This is a genomic window from Acidovorax sp. Root568 (genome assembly GCF_001427445.1).
In the GTDB taxonomy this organism is placed as follows: Bacteria; Pseudomonadota; Gammaproteobacteria; order Burkholderiales; family Burkholderiaceae_C; genus Acidovorax; species Acidovorax delafieldii.
Window position 1 is genome coordinate 178,659 of sequence record NZ_LMGP01000016.1, and the last position, 25,920, is coordinate 204,578.

At 66.7% G+C, this 25,920-nt stretch carries 22 protein-coding genes; 7 read left to right on the plus strand and 15 right to left on the minus strand.

Features of this window, described 5'->3' with window-relative positions; genetic code table 11:
* Nucleotides 1-39: 39 nt before the first annotated feature.
* Nucleotides 40-1,221, minus strand: coding sequence for an integrase arm-type DNA-binding domain-containing protein (locus tag ASD75_RS15435; RefSeq protein ID WP_056746981.1), 1,182 nt, complete (start codon nt 1,219-1,221; stop codon nt 40-42).
* A gap of 1,081 nt (nt 1,222-2,302) precedes the next feature.
* Here ASD75_RS15435 and ASD75_RS15440 point away from each other — a divergent pair.
* Nucleotides 2,303-2,857 carry a hypothetical protein gene (locus tag ASD75_RS15440; protein WP_235511639.1) on the plus strand — a complete coding sequence of 185 codons (555 nt, stop codon included), beginning with the start codon at nt 2,303-2,305 and terminating at the stop codon, nt 2,855-2,857.
* A gap of 24 nt (nt 2,858-2,881) precedes the next feature.
* Here ASD75_RS15440 and ASD75_RS15445 read toward each other — a convergent pair whose 3' ends face one another.
* Nucleotides 2,882-3,784 carry an EamA family transporter gene (locus ASD75_RS15445; protein WP_056746858.1) on the minus strand — a complete coding sequence of 301 codons (903 nt, stop codon included), beginning with the start codon at nt 3,782-3,784 and terminating at the stop codon, nt 2,882-2,884.
* A 100-nt stretch (nt 3,785-3,884) separates the two neighbouring features.
* Here ASD75_RS15445 and ASD75_RS15450 point away from each other — a divergent pair, with 100 nt between their 5' ends.
* Nucleotides 3,885-4,376 (plus strand): Lrp/AsnC family transcriptional regulator, encoded by a 492-nt coding sequence (locus ASD75_RS15450; RefSeq protein WP_056746859.1) that lies wholly within the window; start codon nt 3,885-3,887, stop codon nt 4,374-4,376.
* A 40-nt stretch (nt 4,377-4,416) separates the two neighbouring features.
* Here ASD75_RS15450 and ASD75_RS15455 read toward each other — a convergent pair whose 3' ends face one another.
* From ASD75_RS15455 to ASD75_RS15465, 3 genes are all read right to left on the minus strand, one after another.
* Nucleotides 4,417-5,409 (minus strand): 2-dehydropantoate 2-reductase, encoded by a 993-nt coding sequence (locus tag ASD75_RS15455; protein WP_056746860.1) that lies wholly within the window; start codon nt 5,407-5,409, stop codon nt 4,417-4,419.
* 228 nt (nt 5,410-5,637) lie between these two features.
* Nucleotides 5,638-7,002, minus strand: a complete 1,365-nt coding sequence (locus tag ASD75_RS15460; RefSeq protein ID WP_056746861.1) for an ATP-binding protein — start codon at nt 7,000-7,002, stop codon at nt 5,638-5,640.
* A gap of 124 nt (nt 7,003-7,126) precedes the next feature.
* Nucleotides 7,127-7,786, minus strand: a complete 660-nt coding sequence (locus ASD75_RS15465) for a response regulator transcription factor (protein WP_056066148.1) — start codon at nt 7,784-7,786, stop codon at nt 7,127-7,129.
* A 215-nt stretch (nt 7,787-8,001) separates the two neighbouring features.
* Here ASD75_RS15465 and ASD75_RS15470 point away from each other — a divergent pair, with 215 nt between their 5' ends.
* Complete coding sequence (locus ASD75_RS15470; RefSeq protein ID WP_056746862.1) at nt 8,002-9,033, plus strand: ABC transporter substrate-binding protein; 1,032 nt, start codon at nt 8,002-8,004, stop codon at nt 9,031-9,033.
* A gap of 51 nt (nt 9,034-9,084) precedes the next feature.
* On the opposite strand, the gene ASD75_RS15475 is transcribed toward ASD75_RS15470, so the two are convergent.
* The 10 genes from ASD75_RS15475 to ASD75_RS15520 all read right to left on the minus strand — a co-directional run bounded on the left by ASD75_RS15475 (nt 9,085) and on the right by ASD75_RS15520 (nt 20,367).
* Entirely contained in the window at nt 9,085-10,608 is a 1,524-nt protein-coding gene (locus ASD75_RS15475; RefSeq protein WP_056746863.1) for a DegQ family serine endoprotease, read from the minus strand.
* Between the two features lie 266 nt (nt 10,609-10,874).
* Complete coding sequence (locus tag ASD75_RS15480; RefSeq protein WP_235511640.1) at nt 10,875-11,858, minus strand: catalase; 984 nt, start codon at nt 11,856-11,858, stop codon at nt 10,875-10,877.
* Between the two features lie 79 nt (nt 11,859-11,937).
* The gene (locus ASD75_RS15485) at nt 11,938-13,050 is read right to left on the minus strand and encodes an aldose epimerase family protein (protein WP_056746865.1); all 1,113 of its coding nucleotides are present in this window, start codon (nt 13,048-13,050) and stop codon (nt 11,938-11,940) included.
* A 9-nt stretch (nt 13,051-13,059) separates the two neighbouring features.
* A complete protein-coding gene (locus ASD75_RS15490; RefSeq protein ID WP_056746866.1) occupies nt 13,060-13,989 on the minus strand; it encodes a DMT family transporter in 930 nt (309 codons plus the stop codon).
* An 83-nt stretch (nt 13,990-14,072) separates the two neighbouring features.
* Entirely contained in the window at nt 14,073-15,647 is a 1,575-nt protein-coding gene (garD, locus tag ASD75_RS15495; RefSeq protein ID WP_233193686.1) for a galactarate dehydratase, read from the minus strand.
* 69 nt (nt 15,648-15,716) lie between these two features.
* Nucleotides 15,717-17,009: a TRAP transporter large permease gene (locus ASD75_RS15500; protein ID WP_056066169.1), complete on the minus strand. Its 1,293-nt coding sequence runs from the start codon at nt 17,007-17,009 to the stop codon at nt 15,717-15,719.
* Between the two features lie 52 nt (nt 17,010-17,061).
* Nucleotides 17,062-17,550, minus strand: coding sequence for a TRAP transporter small permease (locus tag ASD75_RS15505; RefSeq protein WP_056746868.1), 489 nt, complete (start codon nt 17,548-17,550; stop codon nt 17,062-17,064).
* Between the two features lie 89 nt (nt 17,551-17,639).
* Nucleotides 17,640-18,617, minus strand: coding sequence for a TRAP transporter substrate-binding protein (locus tag ASD75_RS15510; RefSeq protein WP_056066174.1), 978 nt, complete (start codon nt 18,615-18,617; stop codon nt 17,640-17,642).
* A 41-nt stretch (nt 18,618-18,658) separates the two neighbouring features.
* Entirely contained in the window at nt 18,659-19,540 is an 882-nt protein-coding gene (locus tag ASD75_RS15515) for an SMP-30/gluconolactonase/LRE family protein (RefSeq protein ID WP_056746869.1), read from the minus strand.
* Between the two features lie 8 nt (nt 19,541-19,548).
* On the minus strand, nt 19,549-20,367 hold the full coding sequence (locus ASD75_RS15520) for an NAD(P)-dependent oxidoreductase (protein ID WP_056746870.1): 819 nt from the start codon (nt 20,365-20,367) through the stop codon (nt 19,549-19,551).
* 122 nt (nt 20,368-20,489) lie between these two features.
* Between ASD75_RS15520 and ASD75_RS15525 the strand changes: the two genes are divergently transcribed.
* The 4 genes from ASD75_RS15525 to ASD75_RS15540 all read left to right on the plus strand — a co-directional run bounded on the left by ASD75_RS15525 (nt 20,490) and on the right by ASD75_RS15540 (nt 25,908).
* The gene (locus ASD75_RS15525; protein ID WP_056746871.1) at nt 20,490-21,218 is read left to right on the plus strand and encodes a FadR/GntR family transcriptional regulator; all 729 of its coding nucleotides are present in this window, start codon (nt 20,490-20,492) and stop codon (nt 21,216-21,218) included.
* A 300-nt stretch (nt 21,219-21,518) separates the two neighbouring features.
* Nucleotides 21,519-22,958 carry an aldehyde dehydrogenase family protein gene (locus tag ASD75_RS15530; protein WP_056746872.1) on the plus strand — a complete coding sequence of 480 codons (1,440 nt, stop codon included), beginning with the start codon at nt 21,519-21,521 and terminating at the stop codon, nt 22,956-22,958.
* A gap of 244 nt (nt 22,959-23,202) precedes the next feature.
* The gene (locus tag ASD75_RS15535; RefSeq protein WP_056066189.1) at nt 23,203-23,559 is read left to right on the plus strand and encodes a DUF2946 family protein; all 357 of its coding nucleotides are present in this window, start codon (nt 23,203-23,205) and stop codon (nt 23,557-23,559) included.
* A gap of 135 nt (nt 23,560-23,694) precedes the next feature.
* On the plus strand, nt 23,695-25,908 hold the full coding sequence (locus ASD75_RS15540; RefSeq protein WP_056746982.1) for a TonB-dependent siderophore receptor: 2,214 nt from the start codon (nt 23,695-23,697) through the stop codon (nt 25,906-25,908).
* The last annotated feature ends 12 nt before the right edge of the window (nt 25,909-25,920 follow it).

Below are 25,920 nucleotides of genomic sequence, written 5' to 3' on the forward strand. Positions count from 1 at the left end.
AACCGAGAATGACCTTGCACATTTGTGAAGATGCAAGTCTTATGGATTCTCCTGACGCGCTCCCCCTAGGTAGTCCGCCCACCATTGCAACAGCTTCGTGCGGTCCGCCATGTAAGTGGTCCGGTGGTAGGCTGCCCTTATCTCGTTTTGCTCCCGGTGCGCGAGCTGTCGCTCGATGACATCCGGGTTCCATCCGTGTTCGTTGGCCACCGTCGAAAACAACGCCCGGAATCCGTGGGCCGTGGCAATGCTCTTGTAGCCCATGCGCGCGAGCGCTGAGTTGAAGGTGTTCTCACTCATTGGCTTGCTGGGGTAGTAGGGACTGGGGAACACCAGTTCTCGGCCTCCGCTGATGGCTTCGATCTTGTCCAGCACTTCGAGGGCCTGCTTGGACAGAGGCACGCGGTGTTCTTCCCTCATCTTCATGCGCTCTGCGGGGATGGTCCACAGGGCCGCCTTGCGGTCAAATTCCGCCCAGCGCGCGCCGCGCACTTCCCCGGGCCTGCAGGCCGTCAGCATGAGCATGCGCAGGCCCAGCACGATGCTGGGTGCGCCGTCATAGGCCGCGAGTTTGCGCATGAACTCGGGCAGCTCTTTTTCTGCCAAGGCGGCTCGGTGCTGGACGGAGCGAGGTTTGAGGATCTCGGAGGGCACGAGATCGAGCATGGGGTTGGTGTCGATGCGCTGGTGCGTTACGGCCCAGCGGTAGATGGCTTTCACGCGCTGCAGCACGCGGCCGGCCTGATCGCTGGCGCCACGCGCCTCCACCGCCTTGACCGCTTCCATGACCTCCCTGGCCTTCAGGCTGGCCATCGGCCGTGAACCGAGGGTCGGGAACACATCCGACTCAAGAGAAGCCCGGATGCGGCCCATGGTGACGGGCTCCCAGCGGGTGGACTGGTGTTCGAGCCAGTCGCGGGCCACGGCTTCGAGGGTGTTGCGGTTTTCGTGGACAACCCGGGCTTTTTGTTCCTTGCGAGCCTCCCCGGGATCTTGGTTGTCCTGAAGGAGCTTGCGGGCCTTGCTAGCGGACTCCCGGGCGGCCTTGAGGCTGATATCGGGGTATACGCCGAAGGCCAGGCGCTTTTCTTTTCCGGCAAAGCGGTACTTCATGCGCCAGTAGCGCCCGCCTGCCTTGGTGATTTCGAGATACAGGCCCAAGCCGTCGGCGTGTTTGCCAGGTTCAGAGAGGGTGCGGAGCTTCGTGTCGGTGAGTTTCAAGGGGGCACCAAAAAGGGCTGGGGGCACAAATGGGGGCACATTCTGCCCGCATGATTCAGGGAGCCAATATCCATGCGGCTTAGCGGCTAGAATTCGAGAGCTGTCGAGGGGACCAAATTCACAGCCAAAATGGCGGCAAGCGCTAGTGCAATATGCGCTGATAGCTATCAAATTTGTAGCAGGCTCACACGCTACGTACGCTGCACCAGCCAGCCTGTAGTGAGCCCCGCACACCCTACTTCGGGTCTGTCTTGCCTTCCGGCCCTCGCAGGGGTGGCGCAAGGTGTTCTGCGGCCACAGCATCGGCCGAAGGATCATCCGGGCTGACCAGGGTGCCCGCTGCGGCACCACCCAGCGCACCGGCGATGCCGCCCAAGGTGCCCCCACCACCACCCCCACCGGGCCCGCGACGGCCACGCCGACGGCGGCACCGGCTGCGGCGCCAGCCATCATGCCACCGCCCATCAAGGCGGAGTGGGCTTCGCGCTCTGCGTCTTCAGGCTCCAGCGCGGTCTGTGCGCCGGTGCGGGGGTCTTGCGATGGGATGCCGTAGCCAGGGCGTGCTTGCTCGGCCAGGTCTTCGTCCACCGGTATGGCGGTCGCAGCGGAATGGATGGTGGATGAAATCATGATCGGCTCCTTGGACATTGAGTGATGAAACACGAGCGGTCTCATCACTGTCTTTTGTATTCGCCGCTCCCCGCCACCGACGCCATCTTGTGGACCGTGAGACTGTCGGACAATGCCCAGTGCCCTGGAAGAGATGCAGATGTTCCAATGAACGCGGCGCTCCCCGCCTAAGATCGAGCCCATGCTGGCATCACTGAATCCCCCGTCCCTACCCTTTTCCCCCCAGCCATCCGCCACCGCACTGGCACAGGCGCTGGGGGTTCCTGTCTTTGCGCCCCAATGGCACATGCCACAGTACCCCGACGGTGCCGTGGGACCGTGGCAGATGAAGCGCATGGGGGTGGGGATGGACCGTGGTTATTACAGCGGCCCATGTGTCACATCCGGCTCGACGCTGCTCCTGCGCCAGGGCCCCGAGGGCAGATGGGAAACCTGGATGTCACTGTCACCAATGGAAGTTGAAAGCCAGGAGCTGGCCTGTCACCATGCACGAGGCCACACGGTAGTAATGGGCCTGGGCATGGGCTGGGTCGCTGCTAACATGGCGCTGCAACCCTCGGTGAACCGAGTGACCGTGGTGGAGCGGGATGGCGACGTGCTGGAGCTGTTTCGCCGCTGCCGGGTGCTGGAGGGACTGCCACAGTCCGCTGCAGCCAAGGTGGAGCTGGTGCAGGCCGATGCGCTGCAGTGGCAGCCCCCGGGCGCGCCCGTGGATTTTCTGTATGCCGACATCTGGCTGCACCTGGCCGAGCCGCAAGCGCTGGCCGAGGTGCAGCGCATGCAGGCCAATGTGCGCGCCGTGCAGGTCTACTTCTGGGGACAAGAACTGGTGCTGGGTGCCAAGGCCCGCGTGCAGGCGGAGCCCGGTACGCCCCCCTGGTCCGACGCAGTGGACCGTGCCGTGCACGACACAGGCCTGCCGTTGCTGACGCAGACCGAGGCGGGATATCCCCACCTCATCACACGCGTATTGGAATCGTGCAGCGCAAGGGCCGCCGTGCGGTAAGACCTACCCCGCCAGAGCCGCCGGTCAGGCCGCCTGCGGTGCCGCGCGGTCTGCAGCAGGGGGCCGCGCAGCCGTCATCGCACTGCCCATCGACGCGGCCATGATGCAGCCAATGGCCAGCCACTGCACCACGCTCAGGTGCTCGCCCAGCAGCGCCATGGCCACCAGTGCAGCCACCGCAGGCTCCATGCTGATCATGATGCCGAAGGCCTCCTTGGGCAGGCGCTTCAGGGCCATCATCTCCAGCGAGATCGGGATGGCGCTCGACACCGCCGCTACGGCCACGCCGATGAGCAGCACCGTGGGCGACAGCAGCGCAGCACCCGCGTGCACCACGCCCACGGGCACCACCACCAGCGCGGCCACCAGCAGGCCCAGCGATACCGAATGCCCCGCGTGCAGATGCCCGGCGCGCTTGCCGAACACGATATACAGCCCCCAGAACACGGCCGCGCCCAGGGCGTAGAAGACGCCCACCGGGTCCAGCGTGCTGCCGTTGAGCCCCAGCGGCAGCAGCATGCCCAGGCCCGCGATGGCCAGCGCCACCCACACAAAATCCACCGCGCGACGCGACGACCAGATCGCCACAGCCAGCGGCCCGGCGAACTCGATGGCCACCGCCAGGCCAAACGGCAGGGTGCGCAGCGACATGTAGAACATGAGGTTCATGCCGCCCAGCGCCGCGCCGTACAGCATGACGGCCCGCGCGTCGGCGCGCGACAGGTGCCAGCGCCAGGGCCGCCACAGCAGCAGCACCAGCAGCGCCGAAAAACCCACGCGCACGGCGGTGGTGCCCTGCGCCCCGACCACCGGAAACAGCCAGTGCTTGGCCCACGAGGTGCCAATGCCCAACGCGGTGACGGAACCCAGCACGGCCAGGAAGGGGAAGAACCGGTGCAGAAGAGAACGGAGGGGGGAAGCGCTCATGGGCTGAAAATATAGTGCGACCCCAGCGTGCTTTTGGCTCGAATTTCGGAGCTCGCGCGCAACTTTCGCTCACCCTGAGACCCCGTTCCAAGGAACCCCCATGTCCACCCCGGCAACACTTGACCGCTTCGACCTCGCGATCCTCGACATCCTGCAGGCCGACAACACCACGCCCCAGCGCGCGATTGCGCAGGCGGTGAACCTGTCGGCGCCTGCGGTACAGCGGCGCATTCAGCGGCTCAAGGACAGCGGCGTGATCCGCGCCAACGTGGCCGTGCTGGACCCGGTGAAGGTGGGCAAGCCGCTGACCATCGTGCTGGAGGTGCACCTGGACAACGAGCGCCCCGACCGCACCGCCCCGCTGCGCGCGCGCATTGCGGCGGAAGACGCGGTGCAGCAGTGCTACAGCGTGACGGGCGAGGCGGACTACCTGCTGGTGGTGAACGTGGCGTCGATGGCGGACTACGAGGCGCTGACGCGGCGGCTGTTTGAGGGGGACGACAACATCAAGCGGTTTCGGACCTCGGTGGCGCTGTCCAGCCTCAAGACCGGGCTGCGCGTGCCGCTGGACAGCGCAGCACCCGCTGCCTGATCACCGGTCACAACCCCAGTCCCGAATCCCAAATCCCAACTCACAGACCCAGCATCTGGCGCATCTGTTTGCCCGTGAAGCGCTGGCGCGGGCCGCCCAGCAGCTCGCACATGCGCGCATTGAGCGGTGCCGCCATGCCCTGTTGCGCCGCCAGCCGCACCACGGCGCCGCACAGCGCGTCGATCTCCGTGACACGCCCGGCCTCCAGGTCGTCCCACATCGACGAGCGCGCCGTGGCGTCGATTTGCAGCATGCGCTTTGCCAGTCGTGTGAACAGCCAGTTGGGCAGGCGCAGCACATGGGGCAGCAGCGTGGGCGCCACGGCGGTGACCTGGGCGGGGGTGATGCCCGCGCGCGCCATCACGCGCAGCGCCTCGGTCTGCAGCGCGGCAAAAACACGGCGGCAATCGCGGTCCAGCAGCTCTTGCCGCAGGGGCAGGTTGGACAGCGCGTTGACCGGGTTGTTGAGGTTGAGCAGCAGCTTGCCCCACTGCACGGCACGGATGTCTGGCGGCAGTGTGGTGGCCAGGCCGGCGGCGTTGAACAGGGGCGCAATGCGCTCGGTGACCGCGTCGCGCTGCAGCTGCAGATGGCCTGCGGTGGCGCGGTGCACCTGCGCGCCGCGCAGCACCACGTTGTACGGCACCATGCCCGCCAGCACGTTCAGGCCGGGCGCCAATGCGGCGATGCGGGCCACGTTGTCCACGCCGTTTTGCAGCGAGATCACCGGGGTGCCGGGCGCACAGGCCGCCGCCAGCTCGCGCGCGGCAGACTCGGTGGCGCCGCTTTTGACGCACAGCAGGATGATGCTGTCGGCACCGGGCGCGGCGTCGGCCAGCGTGGCAGCCAGTTGCAGCGCGGACGTGGGCACGGTGCGGTCAAAGCCGTCTAGGTCAGTGACCTGAAGACCGCGGAGCGCGATGGGCTCCAGCGCATGCGGCCGCCCCACCAGGCACACCGGCTGGCCGTGCGCGGCCAGGCGCCCACCCACATAACAACCAATGGCGCCTGCGCCCAAAACGATGAAGTTCATGCCGATGCGTGTGTACGGTGGTGGAAGTGGACGCAGGCGGACCAGGAACCGGCACAGCCTGCGCGCTACCCCCGCATTGTGCGGGGCAGGCCCCTGGCGGCGTGGCGCGCACGTGACGAGGCGCTTTGAAGCACTCAGCGGGTGCTTTTGAGGGATTTTGAGCCGATAGCGCTAGTGCAATATGCCTGGAAAGCTATGCAATTAATAGCAAACAGGGCATCACGCAGCTCAGGGCTTGGCAGCCGCAAACCGCACGGTCACCCGCAGACCGCCCAGGCGCGCCGAGCTGTCCAGCGCCACGGTGGCGCCATGGCTTTGGGCGATGGCCTGCACGATGGCCAGACCCAGACCGCTGCCAGGCGCACCGTCGGCGGTGACGCGCACAAACCGCTGCATGGCCCGCTCGCGGTGCTCGGGGGCGATGCCGGGGCCGCTGTCTTCCACGGTGAGCACGGCGTGGTCGCCCTCGCGGCGCACCTGCAGGTCCACCTGGCCGCCGGGCGGGCTGTATTTGATGGCGTTGTCCAGCAGATTGCGGGCCAGCATGCGCAGGGCCTCGGCATTGCCGGTGACGGTGGCGGCGTCCGATTCAAGCAGGCCCACATCCATGCTGCGCGCCTGGGCGGCGGGGGCCACGTCGGCCAGCGCCAGTTGCGCCGTGGCGCGCAGGTCCACCGGATCGTTGACGGCCGTGCTGGCCTCCTGCCGGGCCAGGGTCAGCAGCTGCTCGACCAGCCGCGTGGCGCGCTCGATGCCGGCCGACAGGCGTTCGATGGCGGCCGCCCGCGCGGCGTCGTCGCCCGCACGCTGCAGGCCCTGCAGTTGCAGGCGCAATGCGGCCAGGGGGGAGCGCAGCTCGTGCGCGGCGTCGGCCACAAAGTGCTGCTGCGCCTCGAACGCGTGCTGCACGCGCTCGAACAGCAGGTTGAGTTCGCTCACCAGCGGCTGCACCTCATCGGGCAGTTGTGCATCGCTCACGGGCGACAGGTCGTCGGCCTGGCGCTTTGCCAGCTGGCGGCGCACGCGCTCCACCGGGGCCAGCGACCGGCTCACGCCCCACCACACGGCCAGCACCAAGAGCGGCGCCATGATGGCCAGCGGCGCCAGCGTGCGCAGCGCCAGGCTGCGGGCCATGTCGCGCCGCGCAGCCATGTTCTGCGCCACCTGGATGACCTGCGAGCGCGTCTGCATCGAGAACACCCGGTAGGTGCCCCCGCGCGCCTGCACGTTGGTGAAGCCCAGCACGGCAATCTGTGGCAGGGCGGCGCCTACAGCGGACTCAAAAATGCGCAGGCCTTCGTTGGTCCACACCTGCACGATGAACTCGTGGTTCTCGTCCTCCGGGTCCAGGCCCGGGCCCAGGCCTTGGGCATCCACCGGCAGACCCGAGCGCAAAGCCAGCGCCGTCTGCTGCATGTGGTAGTCGAACAGCGCATCGGCCTCGTCCAGCGCGCCCCGGTAGGCCAGTGCGCCCTGCACTGCGCCTGCCAGCACGATGGCAGCCAGCAAAAACATCAGCAGCCGCATGCGCAGCGAGCGCGGGAGCATGGACTGCAGCGCGCTGCGCCAGGAGGTGGTTGGCACGTTCTTCATCTCTATCCATCCATCCCCGCCGCATGCTCAGGGCGGGAGATTGCGCGGGGGCAGCCAGCAAGGGCCGCCCCGCAGCAAAGGCTGTCGTCCCCTTGGGGGGAAGCGGCGAAGCCGCTCAGGGGGGTCATGCCTTCGGCACGAGGTAGCCCACCCCGCGCACGTTCAGCACCAGCTCGGGCCCCAGTTTCTTGCGCAAGCCGTGGATGTAGACCTCCACCGCGTTGCTGCTCACCTCGTCGCCCCAGCCGTAGAGTTTGTCCTCCAGCTGCTGGCGCGACAGCACCATGCCGGGGCGGGCAATGAGCGGCTCCAGCACCGCCCATTCGCGCCCCGACAGCACCACGGGCGTGCCGCGCACCGTCACCTCGCGCGTGGCGGGGTTGATGCTCACGCCCTGGTGCTCGTACACCGGCTCGGCCCGCCCTGCCGCGCGGCGCAGCAGGGCACGGATGCGGGCCAGCAGCTCATCCAGGTCATAGGGCTTGAGCACGTAGTCGTCGGCCCCGGCATCCAGCCCCTCGATGCGCTGCGCCACAGCATCGCGCGCGGTGGCCACCAGCACGGGGGTGCGGTTCTTGCGGGCGCGCAGGTCGCGCAGCACGGTCAGACCATCGCGTTGGGGCAGGCCCAGGTCCAGCAGCACCAGGTCATACGCCTGAGTGCGCAGGGCCGTGTCGGCCGCATCGCCATCGCGCGCCCAGTCCACCGCGTACTGCTCGGCGCGCAGCAGGTCCAGCACGGCTTCACCGATCATGGAATCGTCTTCAACAAGCAAGAGGCGCATGGCAAGGGGGCAGAAAGGTCGGTCGGTCAGGAGTGCAGGAAATGGGCTGGCTGCCAAGGATAGCGGCGGCATGGGCGCTGGCGCAGCACCGGGTTGCCAGAACGACTTAAATTTGACACATCACTGTCACAATGAAAGCGCCACGCGCACACCGCCCGCCCCAGGGGCCGGGCCACTACGACAAAAGACAAGGAGCAAGACCGATGGCAATTCCGATGGCATTCCCCCCTCTCCACCACGTTGCTGCGGCCGTTGCGCTGGCCGCACTGGCCTCCACTAACGCCCAGGCCCAGGGCGTGGTCAACGCGCTGTGCAGCACCGACGCGCCCTGGTGCGAAGCGGCCGCGAAGGAGTTCACCCGCAAGACGGGCATCAAGGTGAACCAGGCCCACAAGGGCACGGGCGAGATTGCCGCGCAGCTGCGCGCCGAGGCCAACAACCCCAAGACCGACATCTGGTGGGGCGGCACGGGTGACCCCTTCTTGCAGGCGGCGGAGCAGGGCCTGCTGGCCGAATACCGCCCCGCCTATCTGCATGACCTGCATGGCTGGAGCGTGCGCCAGTACGCCATGTCGGGCCACCAGGTGGGGGGCTTTTACAGCTCGGCCATCGGCTTTGGCTACAACACCGAAACGCTCAAGAAGAAAAAGCTGCCGGAGCCGCAGTGCTGGTCCGACGTGATCAAGCCTGCCTACAAGGGCGAGGTGGAAATCTCGCACCCTGCCTCCAGCGGCACGGCCTACACCGTGATCGCGGGGCTGGTGCAGCTGATGGGCGAAGACAAGGCGTTCGACTACCTCAAGGCCCTGCACAAGAACACCACCACCTACACCCGCAGCGGCCAGGCACAGGCGCCCAACGTGGCCAAGGGCGAGGTGGGTGTGGGCATCACCTTCATGTTCAACTTTGAGAAGTGGAAGGCCGACAAGTACCCGGTGAAAACCCAGGCGCCTTGTGAAGGCACCAGCTACGAGGTGGGCGGCATTGCGCTGGTCAAGGGCGCGCGCAACATGGACAACGCCAAAAAGTACTACGACTGGCTGATGAGCCCCGAAGGCCAGGCCGTGGGCGCCCAGGTGGGCAGCTACCAGGTGCCCGCCAACAAGACCTTCAAGATGGACCCGCGCATCCCAACGCTGGACAACGTGAAGCTCATCAAATACGACTTCGAGAAATACGGCAAGGCTGCCGAGCGCCGGCGCCTGATCGACCGCTGGACCAAGGAAGTGGAGGCGCTGCCGCGCTAATGTGCAGCGCCTGCCGCAGGGCCAGAGCCGACGGCAGGCGCAGGCCATGGATCAGCCCAGGCGCACGGGCACAAAGATCTTGTCGCCGTCGCGCTCAATCAGCAGCGCCACCGACTTGCCCGCCTTGGCCATGGCGGCACGCACCTGCGTGACGTCCTTGATGGGCGCGCCGTTGATGGCCAGCAGCACGTCGCCCGGCTGCACACCGGCCGCAGCGGCGGGGCCGCGCGCCTGCTCGATGACCAGGCCCTCATTGAGGCCTGCCGCGCGCCGCTCCTGCGGGTCCAGCGGACGCAATGACAGGCCCAGTTGGCCCTTGCCCACGGCATCGTCGTTGCGCGCCTGCTTGATCGCCTTGTCGCTGGCGTCGCCCAGGGTGGCGGTCAGCTCCAGCGGCTTGCCCTGGCGCCACACCGACAGCTTGGCCTGTTGGCCCGGCTGCGCCTGGCCCACCCAGGCGGGCAGGTCGCCCGAGGCGACGATGGGCTGGCCGTCCACCTGGCGGATCACGTCGCCCGCCTGCAGGCCGGCCTTCTCTGCGGGGCTGCCCTTGCTGACGCTGGCCACCAGCGCGCCTTCGGGCTTGTCGAGGTTGAACGACTCGGCAAACGCCTGGTTCACCTCTTGCACGGCCACGCCCAGCTGTGCGTGGCGCACCTTGCCGGTGGCAACAATCTGGTCCTTGATCTTGGCCGCCAGCTCGATCGGGATGGAGAACGACACCCCTTGGTAGCCACCCGAGCGGCTGTAGATCTGCGAGTTGATGCCGACCACTTCACCGCGTGCATTGAACAAAGGCCCGCCCGAATTGCCAGGGTTCACCGCCACATCGGTCTGGATGAAGGGCACCAGGCTGTCGTCGGGCAGCGAGCGGCCCTTGGCGCTGACCACACCCGCCGTCACGCTGTTTTCAAAGCCAAAGGGCGAGCCGATGGCCAGCACCCATTCGCCCACCTGCAGATCGCGGGTACTACCCAGGCGCACCGTGGGCAGGTTCTTGGCGTCGATCTTGAGCACGGCCACGTCGGTCTTGGGGTCGGAGCCCAGCACCTTGGCGCGGAACTCGCGGCGGTCGGTGAGCTTGACGATGACTTCGCTGGCACCCTTGACCACATGGGCATTGGTCAGCACCAGGCCATCGGGGCTGACGATGAAGCCGGAGCCCTGGCCGTGCGTGGGTACGTTGGGCTGGGCCTGTGGCCCCATGCCACCCGGAAAACCGAACTGGCGGAAGAACTGGTAGAACGGATCGTTCGGGTCCATTTGCGGCGCGCGGCCCTGGCGCGCGGCGGGCTGGCCTTCGTCTTCGCCGTCGTCATCGGCCATCGCGGCCTTGGTGCTGCCCGTCACGCTGATGTTGACCACTGCAGGGCCGTTTTGCGCGGTGATCTGCGCGAAGCTCGGCAAAGCCCCGCCGGGGGCCGCAGGCGTCTGGGCCACGATGGCGGGGGGCGGGGTCAGGGCGCGGGCCTGGTGCCCGGTGATGAGGCCTGCGCCCGTGGCACCCACCGCACCGGCGGCCACCAGGGCCAGGATGAGGCGGCGGGGGGTGGAGGTCAGCGTTGTCGTGTTCATGGTGTGGTGCCTTTCCAATCGGAGTTGCGATGGAGGGCAGTGTGGGCACCAACACTTAGACGAAACTTAGAGCGGCTAACAAAACTCCCCTGGCGTCGTTGTCTCGTCTTGTCGTACTGCTTGTACTGCCTGCGGCGAAACGCCTAGCCAGGGCCGCTTCGCTGAGTTTTGTGAGCCGCTCTCAGACCGGGATTCAACACCCTCACTGTTTTTCTGAGTACCGCGGGAGCTTCCTCACGAAGCGCCCGGTCGCCGCACCCCGCAGGTCACGCAGCGCCACGGCCTTTCTGGCTTTCGAAATACACCACCTTGCGGGCCCGCATCACGTCGCCCAGGGGCCGGTGCGCAGCCAGCGCCTGCCAGGGGTCGAACACGGCGGCCTCCACCTCGGCGGCCAGGGCTGCGTCGGCAGCCGGGTCCTGCCGTGGCAGGGTGAGCCGGGCCACGGTGGTGTAGGGCGTGGGCCAGTCCACGCTGGCGTCTTCAATGGGGGTGGTGGCCTCGTCCACAAAAGGCTGCAGCTGCAGGTCCCACTGCAGGTCTTGTTGGCGCAGGCGGCCGGAGAATTCGGCATCCCAGTCGTGCTGCACCTGCCTGACGGGCGCCCCATTGGACGCATGGGGCACAAGGCGCACACGCACGGCATAGGGCCCGCAGGCAATGGGTGCAGCGCTGAACATGGCATGCGATGCAAAGCCGCCAAAGGGCCGCCCAAAGGTCTTGACCGTCTTGGCGATCTGCCGGGCCGCACCCAGCAAGCCATGGCGCTGCACCAGGAACTTGATCAGCGCGCCGCCGCCGTGCGACGCAGCGACCACAAAATCCACAAACTCTGCGCTCTGGGGGAAGGCGAACTTTTCCTGGTTGATGAGCAGGAAGTCCTGGCTTTTTGCGGGCCCGTTGCCCAAGGCAGAGTCGCCCTGCACTCCCCGCACACTGATCGCAAAGCCCCGGATGTCGGGCTTGTGGTCCGCCGCCTTGTCCATGCCGCCGTTGCTCAGCCGTACCCGTACGTCGTACTGCGCAGGTTGCGCGAACAAGCCCTGGGCGGCAAACGCGGGCAAATCGCCCAGCACCTCCAGGCGGCCATACGCGACGGTCAGCTGCTTGCGATGCAGGCCTCGTCCGTTGCCATATTTTTGCGACTTGCGGGCCTGCAGCTCGGCAAACTGGCGCGCGTAGCCCGCAAAGCGCTGCGCTTCATCGGGGGCCACCACTTCTTTCCACTGGGTGCTGGGGGCGTTGGACATGTGCATGAGCCACCTTGGTTAAAAGCCAAGGGGCATGGTAGCGCGGCAGGGGCCTCCCATGCCACCCCGCTACTGGCCTTCAACCACTGACGAAGCGGTACACGATAGCGCCCCGCACCACCTCGCCCGGCTGCCACCAGCGCACCGGAAAGCCCGCGTGGTTGGGCGCATCCGGGTACTCCATGGGCTCCAGGCAGATACCGTCGCCCGGCTGCCAGAGCCAGCCGCCCTGCCCCACTCCACGCCCCCGGTCCCGCGCGGGGTCGGCCTTGAGGCCGTGGCCCGCATACACCTGCACGCCGGGCGCGGTGCTCCACACCTCCATCGCGCGGCCGCTCACCGGTTCGCCCAGCAGCGCGGCCAGTCGCAGGCCCGGTGGCGTGATGGATGACGACGGAGGGGCAAGGGGGGCCGCCTGTTCGTCCAGCACCAGGTAGTGGTCCAGCCCGCCCGCCACAGCCAGTTGCTCATGGGGTGTTGCGATGGCATCCGCCACACGGCGGGCCCGGCGGAAGTCGAACGGCGTGCCCTGCACCGCGCTCAGCATGCCCGTGGGGCACACATCGGCGGCCAATGGCACATAGCGGCTGGCCGGCACCTGCAGGGTGTGGCCGTGGGTGCTGCCCTGGCCTGCCAGGTTGAAGAACGCATGCCCGGTGAGGTTGAGCACCGTAGGGGCATGGAGCACCTCGGCCGTCCAGGCCATGTGCAGCGCGTTGTCGGCTGTGACCTGCAGGTGGAGCTGCAGGCGCACCGTGCCGGGCACCCCGTCGTCCTCTGTGCGGAAGGTGTGGCTCATGGTCAGTGCATCAGCCTGCACGTGTTCCACCGCAAACACCTGGAAGCGGCTCCCGCGCGGGCCGCCGTGGTGATGGTGTGGCCCGCTGTTGGTGGGCAGTTGCTGGCGCGATCCATCCGGCAGGGTCAGCGTGCCCGCACGCAGACGCCCCGCCCAGCGGCCAATGAGCGCGCCCATGGAGAGCTGGCCGTCCAGGTAGCCCTGCAGGCTGTCGTAGCCCAGCGCCACATCGGCCAGGCCGCCCTGCCCATCGGGCACCGCCACCTGCACCAGGCGGGCGCCGTAGTTGCTCACCGCCACCTGCAGGCCGCCGGGGCTGCGCAGGGTGAACAGGTCGGTGCGCTGGCCGTGCAGGTCGCGCTGGAATGCGTCGCGGGAAAGTGTGAAAGCCATGGGCCGAGTCTATTTGGTGGCACTGGCCGTATCGCGCGTGACGAGCCAGATGCCCGCACACACCAGCACCAGGGCCAGCAGGTTTTTCCACTCCCACAGCGCCTCGCCCAAAAACAGTGCTGACAACGCAGCGCCAAAGATCGGCACGGTGAAGTTGAACACCGTGATCTGGCTCACGCGGTTGTGCTTGAGCAGGATGCTCCACAGCGAAAACGCGGCCGACGACAGCAGCGCCAGGTACACCAGCAGCACCGCAGAGCCCCAGGTGAAGCCCGTGAGCGAACCACCCAGCGACCAGCCAATGGCCAACAACGCCACACCGCCCAGGCCCAGCTGCCAGCCCGTCATCACGACGGAATCCATGCGCTGCGACACCTGCTTGCCGTAAATGCTGGCCGCGGCCAGCACCAGGGCGGCGATCACCACGAAGCCTTCGCCCAGCAGGGTGACGTCCAGGTCCAGCGTGCCGCGCCCCAGGTTGACGACCATCACGCCCGCAAAGCCCACCAGGCAGCCCCAGAGCTTGGAATGGCTCAGACGGTCGTTGTGATAGACCCAGTGCGCCAGCAGCACGCTGAAAAACGTGCCCGTAGCATTCATGATGGAGCCCTTGACGCCCGTGGTGTGTGCCAGGCCCACGTAGAAGAACACGTACTGCAGCGTGGTCTGCGCTAAGCCCAGCACCACAAACTGGCGCCCGGCCCCGGGCCCCAGGCCCCAGATGACCTTGCGCGTGGCTACAGCCCAGGCCAGCAGGATCAACCCGGCGCCCAGAAACCGCCAGCCTGCGAATACGAGCTGCGCGGGGACGTCATTGCGTGAGATGCCGAACCAGGCGTACCCGGTCTTGATGGCGGGGTACGAGCTGCCCCAGAGCAGGCAACACAGCAGCGCCAGCGCCACCACGACCTTGCGGTCAGAAAATCGGGAATGCCCCATGAGATGCGGTCTTTCAAGGACAACAGCCCTTGCAGGCAAGGGCTGTTGAAGGGGGAACACAAAGGGCCAGGGCCCGGCAGGGTTTAGGTAACGGGCGCCGGGTTGAACAGCACCAGCGCGTTGTGCAGTTGCCACTGCTCGGCCCAGGTCTTCTTGCGACCGCTGGCCACGTCGAGCAGCAGGTGGAACATCTCCCAGCCCAGCTGTTCGATAGTGGCCTCACCATCGGCGATCTTGCCAGCGTTGATGTCCATCAGGTCGTGCCAGCGGCGCGCCAGATCAGTGCGCGTGGCCACCTTGACCACAGGGCACTCGGCCAGACCGTAGGGTGTGCCCCGGCCGGTGGTGAACACGTGCAGGTTCATGCCGGCAGCCAGTTGCAGCGTACCGCAGATGAAGTCGCTGGCGGGCGTGGCGGCATACACCAGGCCGCGCTGGTCGCGGCGCAGCTTCTCGCCCGGGGCCAGCACATGCGCAATGGGCGCGGTGCCGCTCTTGATGATGGAGCCCATGGCCTTCTCGGCGATGTTGGACAAGCCGCCCGCCTTGTTGCCCGGCGTGGTGTTGGCCGCGCGGTCCACGCGGCCCCGGTCCAGATAGCGGTCGTACCAGCCCAGCTCCCGCACGATGGATTCGGCCACTTCGGGCGTGGCTGCGCGGCTGGTGAGCTGCTCCACGGCGTCGCGCACTTCTGTGTTCTCGCTGAACATCACCGTGGCGCCCGCGCGCACCAGCAGGTCGGCGCAGAAGCCCACGGCCGGGTTGGCGGTGACGCCCGAGAACGCATCGCTGCCACCGCACTGCACACCCAGCACCAGCTCGCTGGCGGGGATGGTCTCGCGGCGGCGGGCGTTCAGGCGTTCCAGGTGCGGGCGCGCGCTTTGCACGATGTGGTCGAGCATGGACATGAAGCCCACATGCTCGTCGGCCTGCAGGCACACCGTCTCGGGGCCCAGCGCCGCGTCGCGCTCGTCGGTGATGGGGAAGCTGCCCGGGGGCAGCAGCCGGTCGGGCTGCAGCTTCTCGCAGCCCAGACTGACCACCATGACCTCGCCCCCAAAGTTGGGGTTGAGGCTGATGTTGCGCAGCGTGCGGATGGGGATGATGGCGTCGGGCGCATCAATGGCCACGCCGCAGCCGTAGGTGTGCTCCAGGCCGATCACATCGTTCACATGGGGAAACAAAGGCAGCAGCTCGGCCTTGATGCGGCGCACGGCCTGCGCCACCACACCAGCCACACACTGCACGGTGGTGGTGATGGCCAGGATGTTGCGCGTGCCCACCGAGCCATCGGCGTTACGGTAGCCCTCGAAGGTGTAGCCCGTCAGGGGTTCAAGCACCGGCGGTTGCACCGTGGCCATGGGCAGGCCTTCGAGCGCGCGGGCCGAAGGCATCTGCAGCAGGCGCTCGTGCACCCAGCTGCCCGCCTCGATGTCTTTGAGCGCATAGCCGATGGGCACGTTGTAGCGGCGCACCACGCCGCCTTCAGGGATGTCCGCCAGCGCCACCTTGTGGCCCTGCGGCACCTTGTCGCGCAGCGCGATGCCCGCGCCCGGCACACCGTCTGGCAACAGGGTGCCCGCAGGCAGGCCACCGTCGTTGGCGACGATGGCGACGTTGTCCTGGGCATGCATACGGATGGTGAGAGCTTGTCGCATAGGTCCGTTCAATTCACAAGGTACGCGGGTTTCAATCCGCCCGGTGGCTGAGCCATCACTCCTGCCGGGTCAGCCGCCGCCCTTGAGCACCAGGTCTGGCAGCCACATCGAGAACTGGGGCACATAGGTCACCAGCATCAGCGCCACGATGAGCGCACTGTAGAACGGCCAGATGGTCTTCATCACCTCGCCCACCGACACGCCCCCGATGGTGCAGCCGATGAACTGCGTGGTGCCCACGGGAGGGGTGTTCAGGCCCAGCGCGCAGTTGATCAGCATGACGATGCCGAACTGCTCCGTGCTCATGCCGAACTGCTGGCAGATCGGCAAAAAGATGGGAGTGCAGATAAGGATGGTGGCCGCCATGTCGAGAAAGGTGCCCAGCACGAACAGGATGATGTTCACCGACAGGAAGATCACCCAGGGCGAGGTGCTCATGGACTTGAGCGCATCACCCGTGAGCTCGGCCACACCGTAGAGGCCGATGAGGTAGCCGAACATGGACGAGATGCCGATGAGCAGCAGCACTGTGCCCGTGGTCTTGACGGCCTTGGACGCGGCCTTGAGGAACTGCTCGCGCGTGAGCTTCTTGTAGACGAAGACCGACAGAATCAGCGCCCACAGCACTGCGACCGACGCCGACTCGGTAGCGGTGAACGCCCCCGACAAAATGCCCGCGATGATGATGACTACCACGGCGAGGCCTGGTACCGAGGCGCGGAACGAGATCCACACAATCTCCCAGCCCGGGAAGGTGCCTGCGGGGTAGCCGCGCTTGACAGCCACGAAGTAGGCGGCAGCCAGGTTGCAGATGGTCAGCAACAGGGCCGGCACGATGCCTGCAAGGATCAGCGCCGCAATACTCACCTTGCCCCCAGCCGCCAGCGTGAAGATGATGAGGTTGTGCGAGGTGGGCATGAGCGCGCCCACCAGCGAGGCGTGGGTGGTCACGTTCACCGCGTAGTCAGCGTGGTAGCCCTCCTTCTTCATCTGCGGGATGAGCACGGCGCCCATGGCCGACACGTCGGCCACCGGCGAGCCCGAGACACCGCCAAACAGCGTGCAGGCCAGCACATTGCTCATGCCCAGGCCGCCGCGCACATGGCCCGCCACGCTCTTGGCAAAGTTGACGATGCGGTCGGCAATGCCGCCGTACATCATGATCTCGCCTGCAAAGATGAAGAACGGGATGGCCAGGAACGAGAACGGGTTCATGCCCGAAATCATTTGCTGGAAACCCACGGCCAGGGGCAGGCCTTCGTACAGGATGGTGGCCAGCGAGGACAGGCCGATCGAGAAGGCCACGGGCACGCCCAGCAGCAGCAATAGCGTGAAGCTCACGCACAGGATGGTCAACGCCATGATGGTGGAATCTTTGTAGGGACGTTAGGGGGCGGAGAGACAGTGAGGCCGCTCAATGCCAGGCGGGCTCTACTTCCGTGCCACGCAGGATGGCGATGATGTGTTCCAGCGAGAACATGGCCACCAGTAGGCCAGCCATGGCGGGCGGCACGTACTTGAAGGCTTCGGAGATGCCCAGCGTGGGGATCTTGTACGGTGCCACCGACTCGGCCAGCACGCCGCAGTTCCAGGCCATGACGATGCCGAACAGCAGCACCAGCGCGTGGATCAGCAGCTCGAGCTTGGTGCGCAGCCAATCGGGCGCCAGCACCAGGAACGATTCCAGACCGATGTGGCCCGCGTCACGCACGCCCACGGCCATGCCCAGCATGGTCACGTAAAGCACCAGCAGTACGGCGCCGCTCTCGGCCCAGGTGGGGGTGTCATTGAAGATATAGCGGCCTATGACCTGGTAGAGCACGGCACAGACCAGCAGGACCAGCCCCCCCACCCCGAGCTTCAGGCAGGCGCGCGCAATGAAAGCGCAGAGTCGCGTGTACATAGTGGACATTCAAAAACAACAACAACTGGAAACGGGCAGGCGGCGGGCTGTTCCCGGTCCCGCCTGCCCTGGAGGCTCTGGCTTCTGGCTTATTGCACCGCGTCGATGCGCTTGACCATGTCCTGCAGCTTGGGGTCCTTGAGGAACTTGTCGTACACCGGCTTCATGGCAGCCTTGAAGGCCACCTTGTCGATATCCACCACCTGCGCGCCGCCAGCCTTCACCGTGGCCAGGGATTTCTCTTCGCGCTCGTCCCAGATCTTGCGCATGTAGCCCACCGACTCCTTGGCGGCGGCGCGGATGGCCTTCTGGTCGTCTGCGCTCAAGGTGTCCCACACTCGCTTGCTGAACAAGAGGATCTCGGGCGCCATGGAATGCTCGGTCTTGTTGAAGTATTTGGCGACTTCGAAGTGGCGCGAGCTTTCGTAGCTGGGGTAGTTGTTTTCTGCAGCGTCCACCAGGCCGGTCTTGAGCGCGGTGTAGACCTCGCCGAACGGCATGGGGGTGGCGTTGGCGCCCATGGCTTCGAGCAGCGAGACCCACAGGTCGCTCTGCTGCACGCGCACCTTCAGGCCCTTGACGTCGGCCAGGGTCTTGATGGGCTTCTTGACGGTGTAGATCGAGCGTGCACCGCTGTCATAGAACGCCAGGCCCACGAAGCCCTGCGATTCGCAGTCCTTCAGGATCTCGTCGCCAATGGCGCCGTCCAGCACCTTGCGCATGTGCTCCTTGTCGCGGAACAGGAAGGGCATGGTGGGCACCATGGTGGCGGGGCAGATGTTGTTCATGGGCGCGACGTTCACGCGCGTCATGGCAATCGCCCCCAGCTTGGTCTGCTCGATGGTGTCCTTCTCGATGCCAAGCGACCCCTTGGCGTAGACCTTGATGCTGTGCTTGCCGCCGGTGGCCTTGGACAGCGTCTCACCCATGTGGCGCACGGCCAGCACGGTGGGGTAATCCTCGGGGTGGATGTCGGACGAGCGGAACTCGGTGGCCTGCGCGGCCAGGCTGCCGAGCAAGATGCCAGCGGCGATGGCCACGCGGCCAAAGAGGTGTGGAACGTTCATGGTGCTTTGTCTCCGGGGTTGAATCGGTTGGGGTGCCGCGCTCAGGCGGGCGGGTACGGGGCCTCTGCGAGCCCTTGGGCGCCCGGGCGGGTCACGAAGACCGCGCCGCCATGGGCTACATCGTTGCCCTGCGGCTGGCCGGGGCGGATGGAGGTGATGAAAAGCAGGTCCATGTCGGGCCCGCCAAAACTGCACATCGAGGGCTTGCTGACCGGCACGGCCAGCGAGCGGTCCAGCACGCCCGATGGGGTGAAGCGATGCACCATGCCAGCGTCGTTGGCGCAGATCCAGTAGCAGCCATCGGTGTCGATGGCCGCACCGTCCGGCCGGCCGGGCAGCTCGCGCATATCCACCAACAGACGGCGCGTCCCCAGGCTGCCGTCTTCGTGCAGGTCCAGCGACCAGATCTTTTGCACGCTGGGGTGGCTGTCGCTGAGGTACATGGTGGCGCCATCGGGGCTGAACGCCAGGCCGTTCTGGGTGACCAGGCCTTCGATCAGCGGCGCCGAAAGGCCGCGCGCGTCCTGCCGGTACAGGCCGCCAGCGGGTTGCGCCAGCGACATGTCGCGCACCATGGTGCCGGCCCAGAAGCGACCCTGGCGGTCACAGCGCCCGTCGTTGAAGCGCATGCCAGCTTGCGGGTGCTGCACGGCAGAGATGAGGGTGCAGACCAGAGTGCCGTCATCGGCAGGCTGAAGGTGGAAGATGCCCGTGTCCATGCCAGCGATGAGCCCGCCGCTGGCATGCAGCGCAATGCAGGCCAGCCGCTCCGGCGTCGCCCAGCTCATCAGTTGCCGGTCGGCCCAGCGCAGGCGGCGCAGCGCTCGGCCTTCGATGTCCACCCAGTACAGCGCCTGCTCGGCCGTGCTCCACAGGGGGCTTTCGCCCACCTGGTCCTGGTGGTGAGGCAACAGGAGTTCCATGGCCCCACTCACTCGAACGGACCGGTGCGCACAAACGGCCCGCCCTGGTAGATCACGGCTGGGTCCGTCAGGTCGGGCTGCGGGTCTGCAGCCTCCACCTTGACGCGGAAGGGCTCGGAGCTGTCCTGCGGGCGGTAGCCGATGTGGCGGGCGAGTGTGTTGTCCCACCAGGTGGTGGTGTTGTCGCCCATGCCATAGATGATGCTGTGGCCTACCACCGGCGCTGTGAGGCTGGCCACGACCAGGCGCTCCAGGTCGTCGTAGCTCATCCAGGTGGCCAGCATGCGGCGGTTGCGCGGCTCGGGGAAGGAGGAGCCGATGCGCAGGCACACGGTTTCGATGCCGTAGCGGTCAAAGTAGAAGCGCGAAAGATCCTCGCCAAACGCCTTGGACAGGCCATACAGGCCATCGGGCCGCGCAGGGTCGCGCAGGCCCACCACTTCGTCCTGGCGGTAAAAGCCGGTCACGTGGTTGGAGCTGGCAAACACCACGCGCTTGACGCCTTGCTTGCGAACGGCCTCATAGAGGTTGTAGGCACCAATGATGTTGGCCTGCAGGATGGGGTCCCAGGGCTGCTCGGTGGACACGCCGCCCAGGTGCACCACAGCGTCCACCCCCTCCAGCAGCGGCAGCATGGCACTGGCGTCTTCCAGCCGCGCGGGGCGCAACTCTTCGCCGGGCGCCTCGCTGCCCAGGTCGGCGACGTCGGACAGGCGCAAGGTGGTGCAGTACGCCTTCAGGCGCGTGCGCAATTCACGCCCCAGTCCGCCAGCGGCCCCGGTCAATAACAAGCGTTGAAAACGGATCGGCGTCGGGTGACAGGGCATGGCTTTTGCGGAGGTTCTTGGTACAGTGGCGTTACAAGCGGTTGAACGTCATCAGTTGTCATACAACGAGGAGGCAATGTACTCCTTTCAACCCGTCCAACACATAGGGATAACACCGAGACATGAGCACCGACATCGCCCCACGCCGCAAGCCCCGCACCCTGGCCCTGGAGCTGGTGGACTCCCTGGGTGACCGCATCCGCGACGGGCGCCTGGCACTGGGCGACAAGCTGCCCACCGAGGCCGCGATCATGGCCGAGTTCAACGTCAGCCGCACGGTGGTGCGCGAGGCCATTTCCAAGCTGCAGGCGTCGGGCCTGGTGGAGACACGGCATGGCATCGGCACGTTTGTGTTGGGCCTTGGGCAGGCCCCGGGCTTCAAGATCACGCCCGACCAGTTCAGCACCCTGCGTGACGTGATTGCGGTGCTGGAACTGCGCATCGGCGTAGAAACCGAGGCCGCCGCGCTGGCCGCGCAGCGCCGCACGCCCGCCAACCTCAAGACCATGCGCGAGGCGCTGGACACTGTGGCGGCGGCCGTGGACGCCGGGCGCGACGCGGTGGCGGCGGACTTCCAGTTCCATCTGGAGATCGCCCGCGCCACGCAGAACAGCCACTTCGCCGAGCTGATGGGCACATTGGGCAGCATGATCATTCCGCGCGCGCGGCTGGATTCGGTCGAAGCCCCCAACGACGAACGCAGACAGTACCTGCGCCGCGTGAATGGCGAGCACGAGAGCATCTACGACGCCATCGTGGGCCAGGACCCCGACGCAGCCCGTGCAGCCATGCGCACCCACCTGGCCAACAGCCGTGAACGCCGCCGGCGTGCACAGGCCGAGGCTGGCTGAAGGCCAGGGGTCGTGTCGATGCGCCCCACCCCATGCGCCGACCTGTCGCCCTGCGGGTCCGAGGCACCCGGCGGGCCCAGGCGGCAGGAAGTGATCCCATGAGTAGTTACCCGGGGTGCCCAAAAATGCACTTATGTTGTACGATGACATACAACAAATCCGCAGCGGCCATGCCATGGCGTACGGCCTTGCCTGAATGGGCAGCCCCTGTGGTGGCCAGCGCTCCTGGCCACGCCATCCCGGCACCGGGGCTGTGATTCGAATTTCTTCAACCACCCACCCTTTCACACCACCACCGCCATGCACGCAAACCTGATCGCCGGCAACTGGACCGAAGGCGTCCGCACGTACCAGAACACCAACCCCTCCGACACACGCGACGTGATCGGCGACTACGCCGTGGCCAGCCGCGAGCAGGCACTCGAGGCCGTCGCCGCAGCCCACGAGGCCTTTCCGGCATGGAGCCTGTCCACGCCCCAGCAGCGCTTTGACATCCTGGACGCGGTGGGCAACGAGATCATCGCCCGCAAGGCCGAGCTGGGCGACCTGCTGGCCCGCGAAGAAGGCAAGACCCTGCCCGAAGCGATTGGCGAAGTGGGCCGCGCCGCCGCCATCTTCAAGTTCTTTGCCGGCGAGGCGCTGCGCCCCGGTGGCGAGATGATCCCGTCCGTGCGCCCTGGCGTGGGCATTGAGATCACACGTGAGCCGCTGGGCACCATCGGCATCATCACGCCGTGGAACTTCCCCATCGCCATCCCGGCCTGGAAGATCGCGCCCGCATTGGCCTACGGCAACACGGTGGTGTTCAAGCCCGCCGAGGTGGTGCCCGGCTCTGCCTGGGCGCTGGCTGACATCCTGCACCGTGCGGGCCTGCCCGCTGGTGTGTTCAACCTGGTGATGGGCCGGGGTTCGGACGTGGGCGCCGTGCTGCTCGAAGACGAGCGCATTGCGGGCGTGAGCTTTACCGGCTCCGTCGGCACCGGCCAGCGCGTGGCAGCGGCCTGCGTGCCACGTGGCGCCAAGGTGCAGCTGGAGATGGGCGGCAAGAACCCGTTTTTGGTGCTGGACGACGCGGACCTGAACGTGGCCGTGGGCGCGGCCATCAACAGCGGCTTCTTCTCCACCGGCCAGCGCTGCACCGCCAGCAGCCGCGTGATCGTGACCGAAGGCATCCACGACCGCTTCGTGGCCGCCATGGTCGAGAAGATGAAGACCCTGAAGGTGGATGACGCGCGCAAGACCGGCACCGACATCGGCCCCGTGGTGGACGACCGCCAGCTCGCACAAGACCTGGAATACATCGGCATCGGCCAGCAGGAAGGCGCCAAGCTGGCATTTGGCGGTGAAGCACTGGAGAAGAACGCCGACGGCGCCCCAGGCTACTACCTGCGCCCCGCCCTGTTCACCGAGACCACGCCCGGCATGCGCATCAACCGCGAAGAGATCTTCGGCCCCGTGGTGAGCGTGTTGCGCGCCAAGAACTACGAAGAGGCGCTGGCCCTGGCCAATGACACGCCCTTCGGCCTGGCCAGCGGCATTGCCACCACCAGCCTCAAGCACGCCACACACTTCAAGCGCCACGCCCAGGCCGGCATGGTGATGGTGAACCTGCCCACAGCGGGCGTGGACTACCACGTGCCGTTCGGCGGCCGCAAGAGCAGCAGCTACGGCCCGCGTGAGCAAGGGCGTTACGCGGCAGAGTTCTACACCACGGTGAAGACCGCGTACACGCAGGCCTGAGACGGGCGCGACACAAGCCTGCGCCCGCGACGGCACTCCAGCCCCGGAGTGGCGATGCCAAGCGCCTGCACCGCGCCGGCGCGCACCGGCACTGCACAGGTCGTTCGCCAACGGTTTTTCAGGCAAATCGACCGCAATCGCTAGTGAATCATGCGCTGATAGCTATTATTTGTATAGCAAAAATAATCCACCGGCTCTGCGCCGCTGATTCCGGCCACGACGGCAGCCGCTATCATCGCGCCCCATGACCGCCCTCCGAACCTTCTCTGCGCTGCGCCTGTGGGTGCTCGCATGGTTCGTGGCGTCGATGGGGGTGGCCATTGCGTCGCCACTGGTGCACCCCCAGGCCTTTGAGGTGATCTGCTCGGGCGCGGGCGCCATCAAGCTGCTGGTGCAGACCGACGATGGCACCGTTGAAATGGGCGCGATGGGCATGGACTGCCCGCTGTGCTCCACCCCCAGCGCCCCGCCCCCCACACCGGTCGCCGCCGTGCTGCCGCCCCACCCCCTGGCCCATGCGCTGCAGCCCGTCGAGGCCGCCCGCATTGCGGCCGTCACTGCAGCCCCCCTGCCCGCACGCGGGCCCCCATCGCGCTCTTGATCTGAAGCTTGTTGGCAGTGCCCGGTACCTGGTGGTCGGGTGCTGCCTCGTTCCCGCTGGTTTCCAGATGGCGCAGCCCTGCGTGCACCCCACGCGGGCGTGGCTGCGCTGTCGCTTCAAGACAAGAGCGTTTTCATGTCCCGTATTTCCTTTGCTTCGCGCAGCGCTGCGGCCTTGCCGCGCCTGCCCCTTTCCCCTCTGTGCCTTGGCGTACTTGCCACCTGCGCACTGTCGTCTGTCGCAGCCCACGCACAGACCAACACCCCACCCACAATGCAGGCCGTGGATGTGGTCGATGCCGCCGCATCGCCCAACGGCAAACTCAACCTGGACACGCCCGTGGACACAGGCAGCCGCATGGGTCTGACGGTGCGCGAGAACCCCGCCTCCGTCACTGTGGTGGACCGCGCCACCATCGACGCACGCGGCGCGCAAGACACGCAGGAGATCCTGCGCGCCGTGCCGGGCGTGGTGGCGCACAACGCGCCGGGCTCCATGTCCGCGCACTACCGGGGCTTCACCAGCAACTCGGTCGCGCAGCTGTACAACGGCATCAACCCGCAGTACGGCAGCGCCACACGCGCGGTCGATAGCTGGATCTACGACCGGGTCGAGGCCATCGGCGGCGCGTCGAGTTTTCTGTACGGATCGGGCGGCGTGGGCGGCTCCATCAACTACATCACCAAGGCGGCCGAGCGCAGCGACTTCACCGAGGGCCAGCTGCGCCTGGGCTCCTACGACCTGAAGGAAGTGTCGGTAGGCCTGAACCGCCGCATTGCAGGCGGCGATGGCAGCGCAGGTCCTGCGCACTACGCGCGCATCGACCTCAACCACCGCAACGCAGGCAGCTGGATCGAAGGCACCAGAACACAGTCCACCCAACTGGCGACCTCGCTGCTGTCCGACCTGGGCGGCGGCTTCACGCACACACTGGCCTACGAATACCAGAGGGACCACGTGGACCGCCCGTACTGGGGCACACCGGTGCTCAACCCCGCCGTGGGCGCGCTGGCCATCGACCCGGCCACGCGCTTCAAGAACTACAACAGCGCCGACGGGATGTACGAGCAGCGCGTGCAATGGCTGCGCTCGGTGGCGCAATGGCGTGTGTCGGATGCGCTGCAGCTCAAGAACACGTTCTACGTGTACGACGCCCTGCGCGACTACCGCAACGTGGAGACCTACACCTTCAATGCCACCAACACTGCGGTCACGCGCACGTCCCCGCTGTTGCAACGCCACGACCAACAGCTGGTGGGCGACCGGCTGGAGGGCACGTACCAAGGCCAGCTCGCAGGCCGAAAGAGCGACTGGGCCTTTGGCCTGGACGTGAGCGTGAACAAGCAGACGCGCTTCCCGTTCGGCCCCTCGGTCACCGTGGGCACGGTCAACCCCTACCACTTCTCCACCGAGAACTTCTTCGACATTCCCGGCATGTCGCCCGTCCTGAACCCTGACAAGGACAACAAGATCACCAACACCGCGCTGTACCTGGAAAACCGCACGGCCGTGGTGCCTGGCGTGAATCTGATCACCGCGCTGCGGCACGAGCGCATCGACCTCGACCTGGTGAACCGCCGCGCCGTCACAGCCACCGCGCCCGCCACCTTCAGCCGCAGCTACAGCCCCACCACTGGCCGCCTGGGCGTGGTGTGGGACATTGCACCCGGCGCCAACTTGTATGCACAGGCCTCCAACGCGGCCGACCCGCCATCGGGCTCGCTGGCCTCGGCCTCGTTTGCCGATGTGCGCAACAACAGCGAACTGACCACGGGCCGCCAGATCGAGGTGGGCAGCAAGTTCGACTTCTGGGACGGCAAGGGCAGCGCCACGGTCGCGGCCTTTGAGATCCGCCGCAAGAACATCGCTTCGCAAGACCCGTCCAACCCCAACTTCACAGTGCTGGTGGGCGAGCAGTCGTCCAAGGGCATCGAACTGTCGGCTGGCATTCGGCCCACGCCGCAATGGCAGTTGCAGGGCAACCTGGCGCTGACCCGCGCGCGGTACGAGAACTTTGTGCAGGGCGGTGTCTCGCGCGCGGGCAATGTGCCCCAACTGGTTCCGCAGCAGGTGGCCAATCTGTGGGCCTCGTACGCGATCACACCCACCGTCACGGCCAGCGCGGGCGTGCGCCATGTGGGCAAGGTGTACGGCAACGCAGCCAACACCAAGTTCTGGCCGTCGTACACGCTGCTGGACCTGGGCCTGGCCTGGAAGATCAACAAGACCACCACGCTCACCACCCGCGTGCGCAACGCCACCGACCGCATCTACGCGGCCGAGACGCGCGACCAGGTCTACCTGGGCGCACCGCGCACGCTGGACGTGACGCTGCACACCGCGTTCTGACGCAGGCGGAGC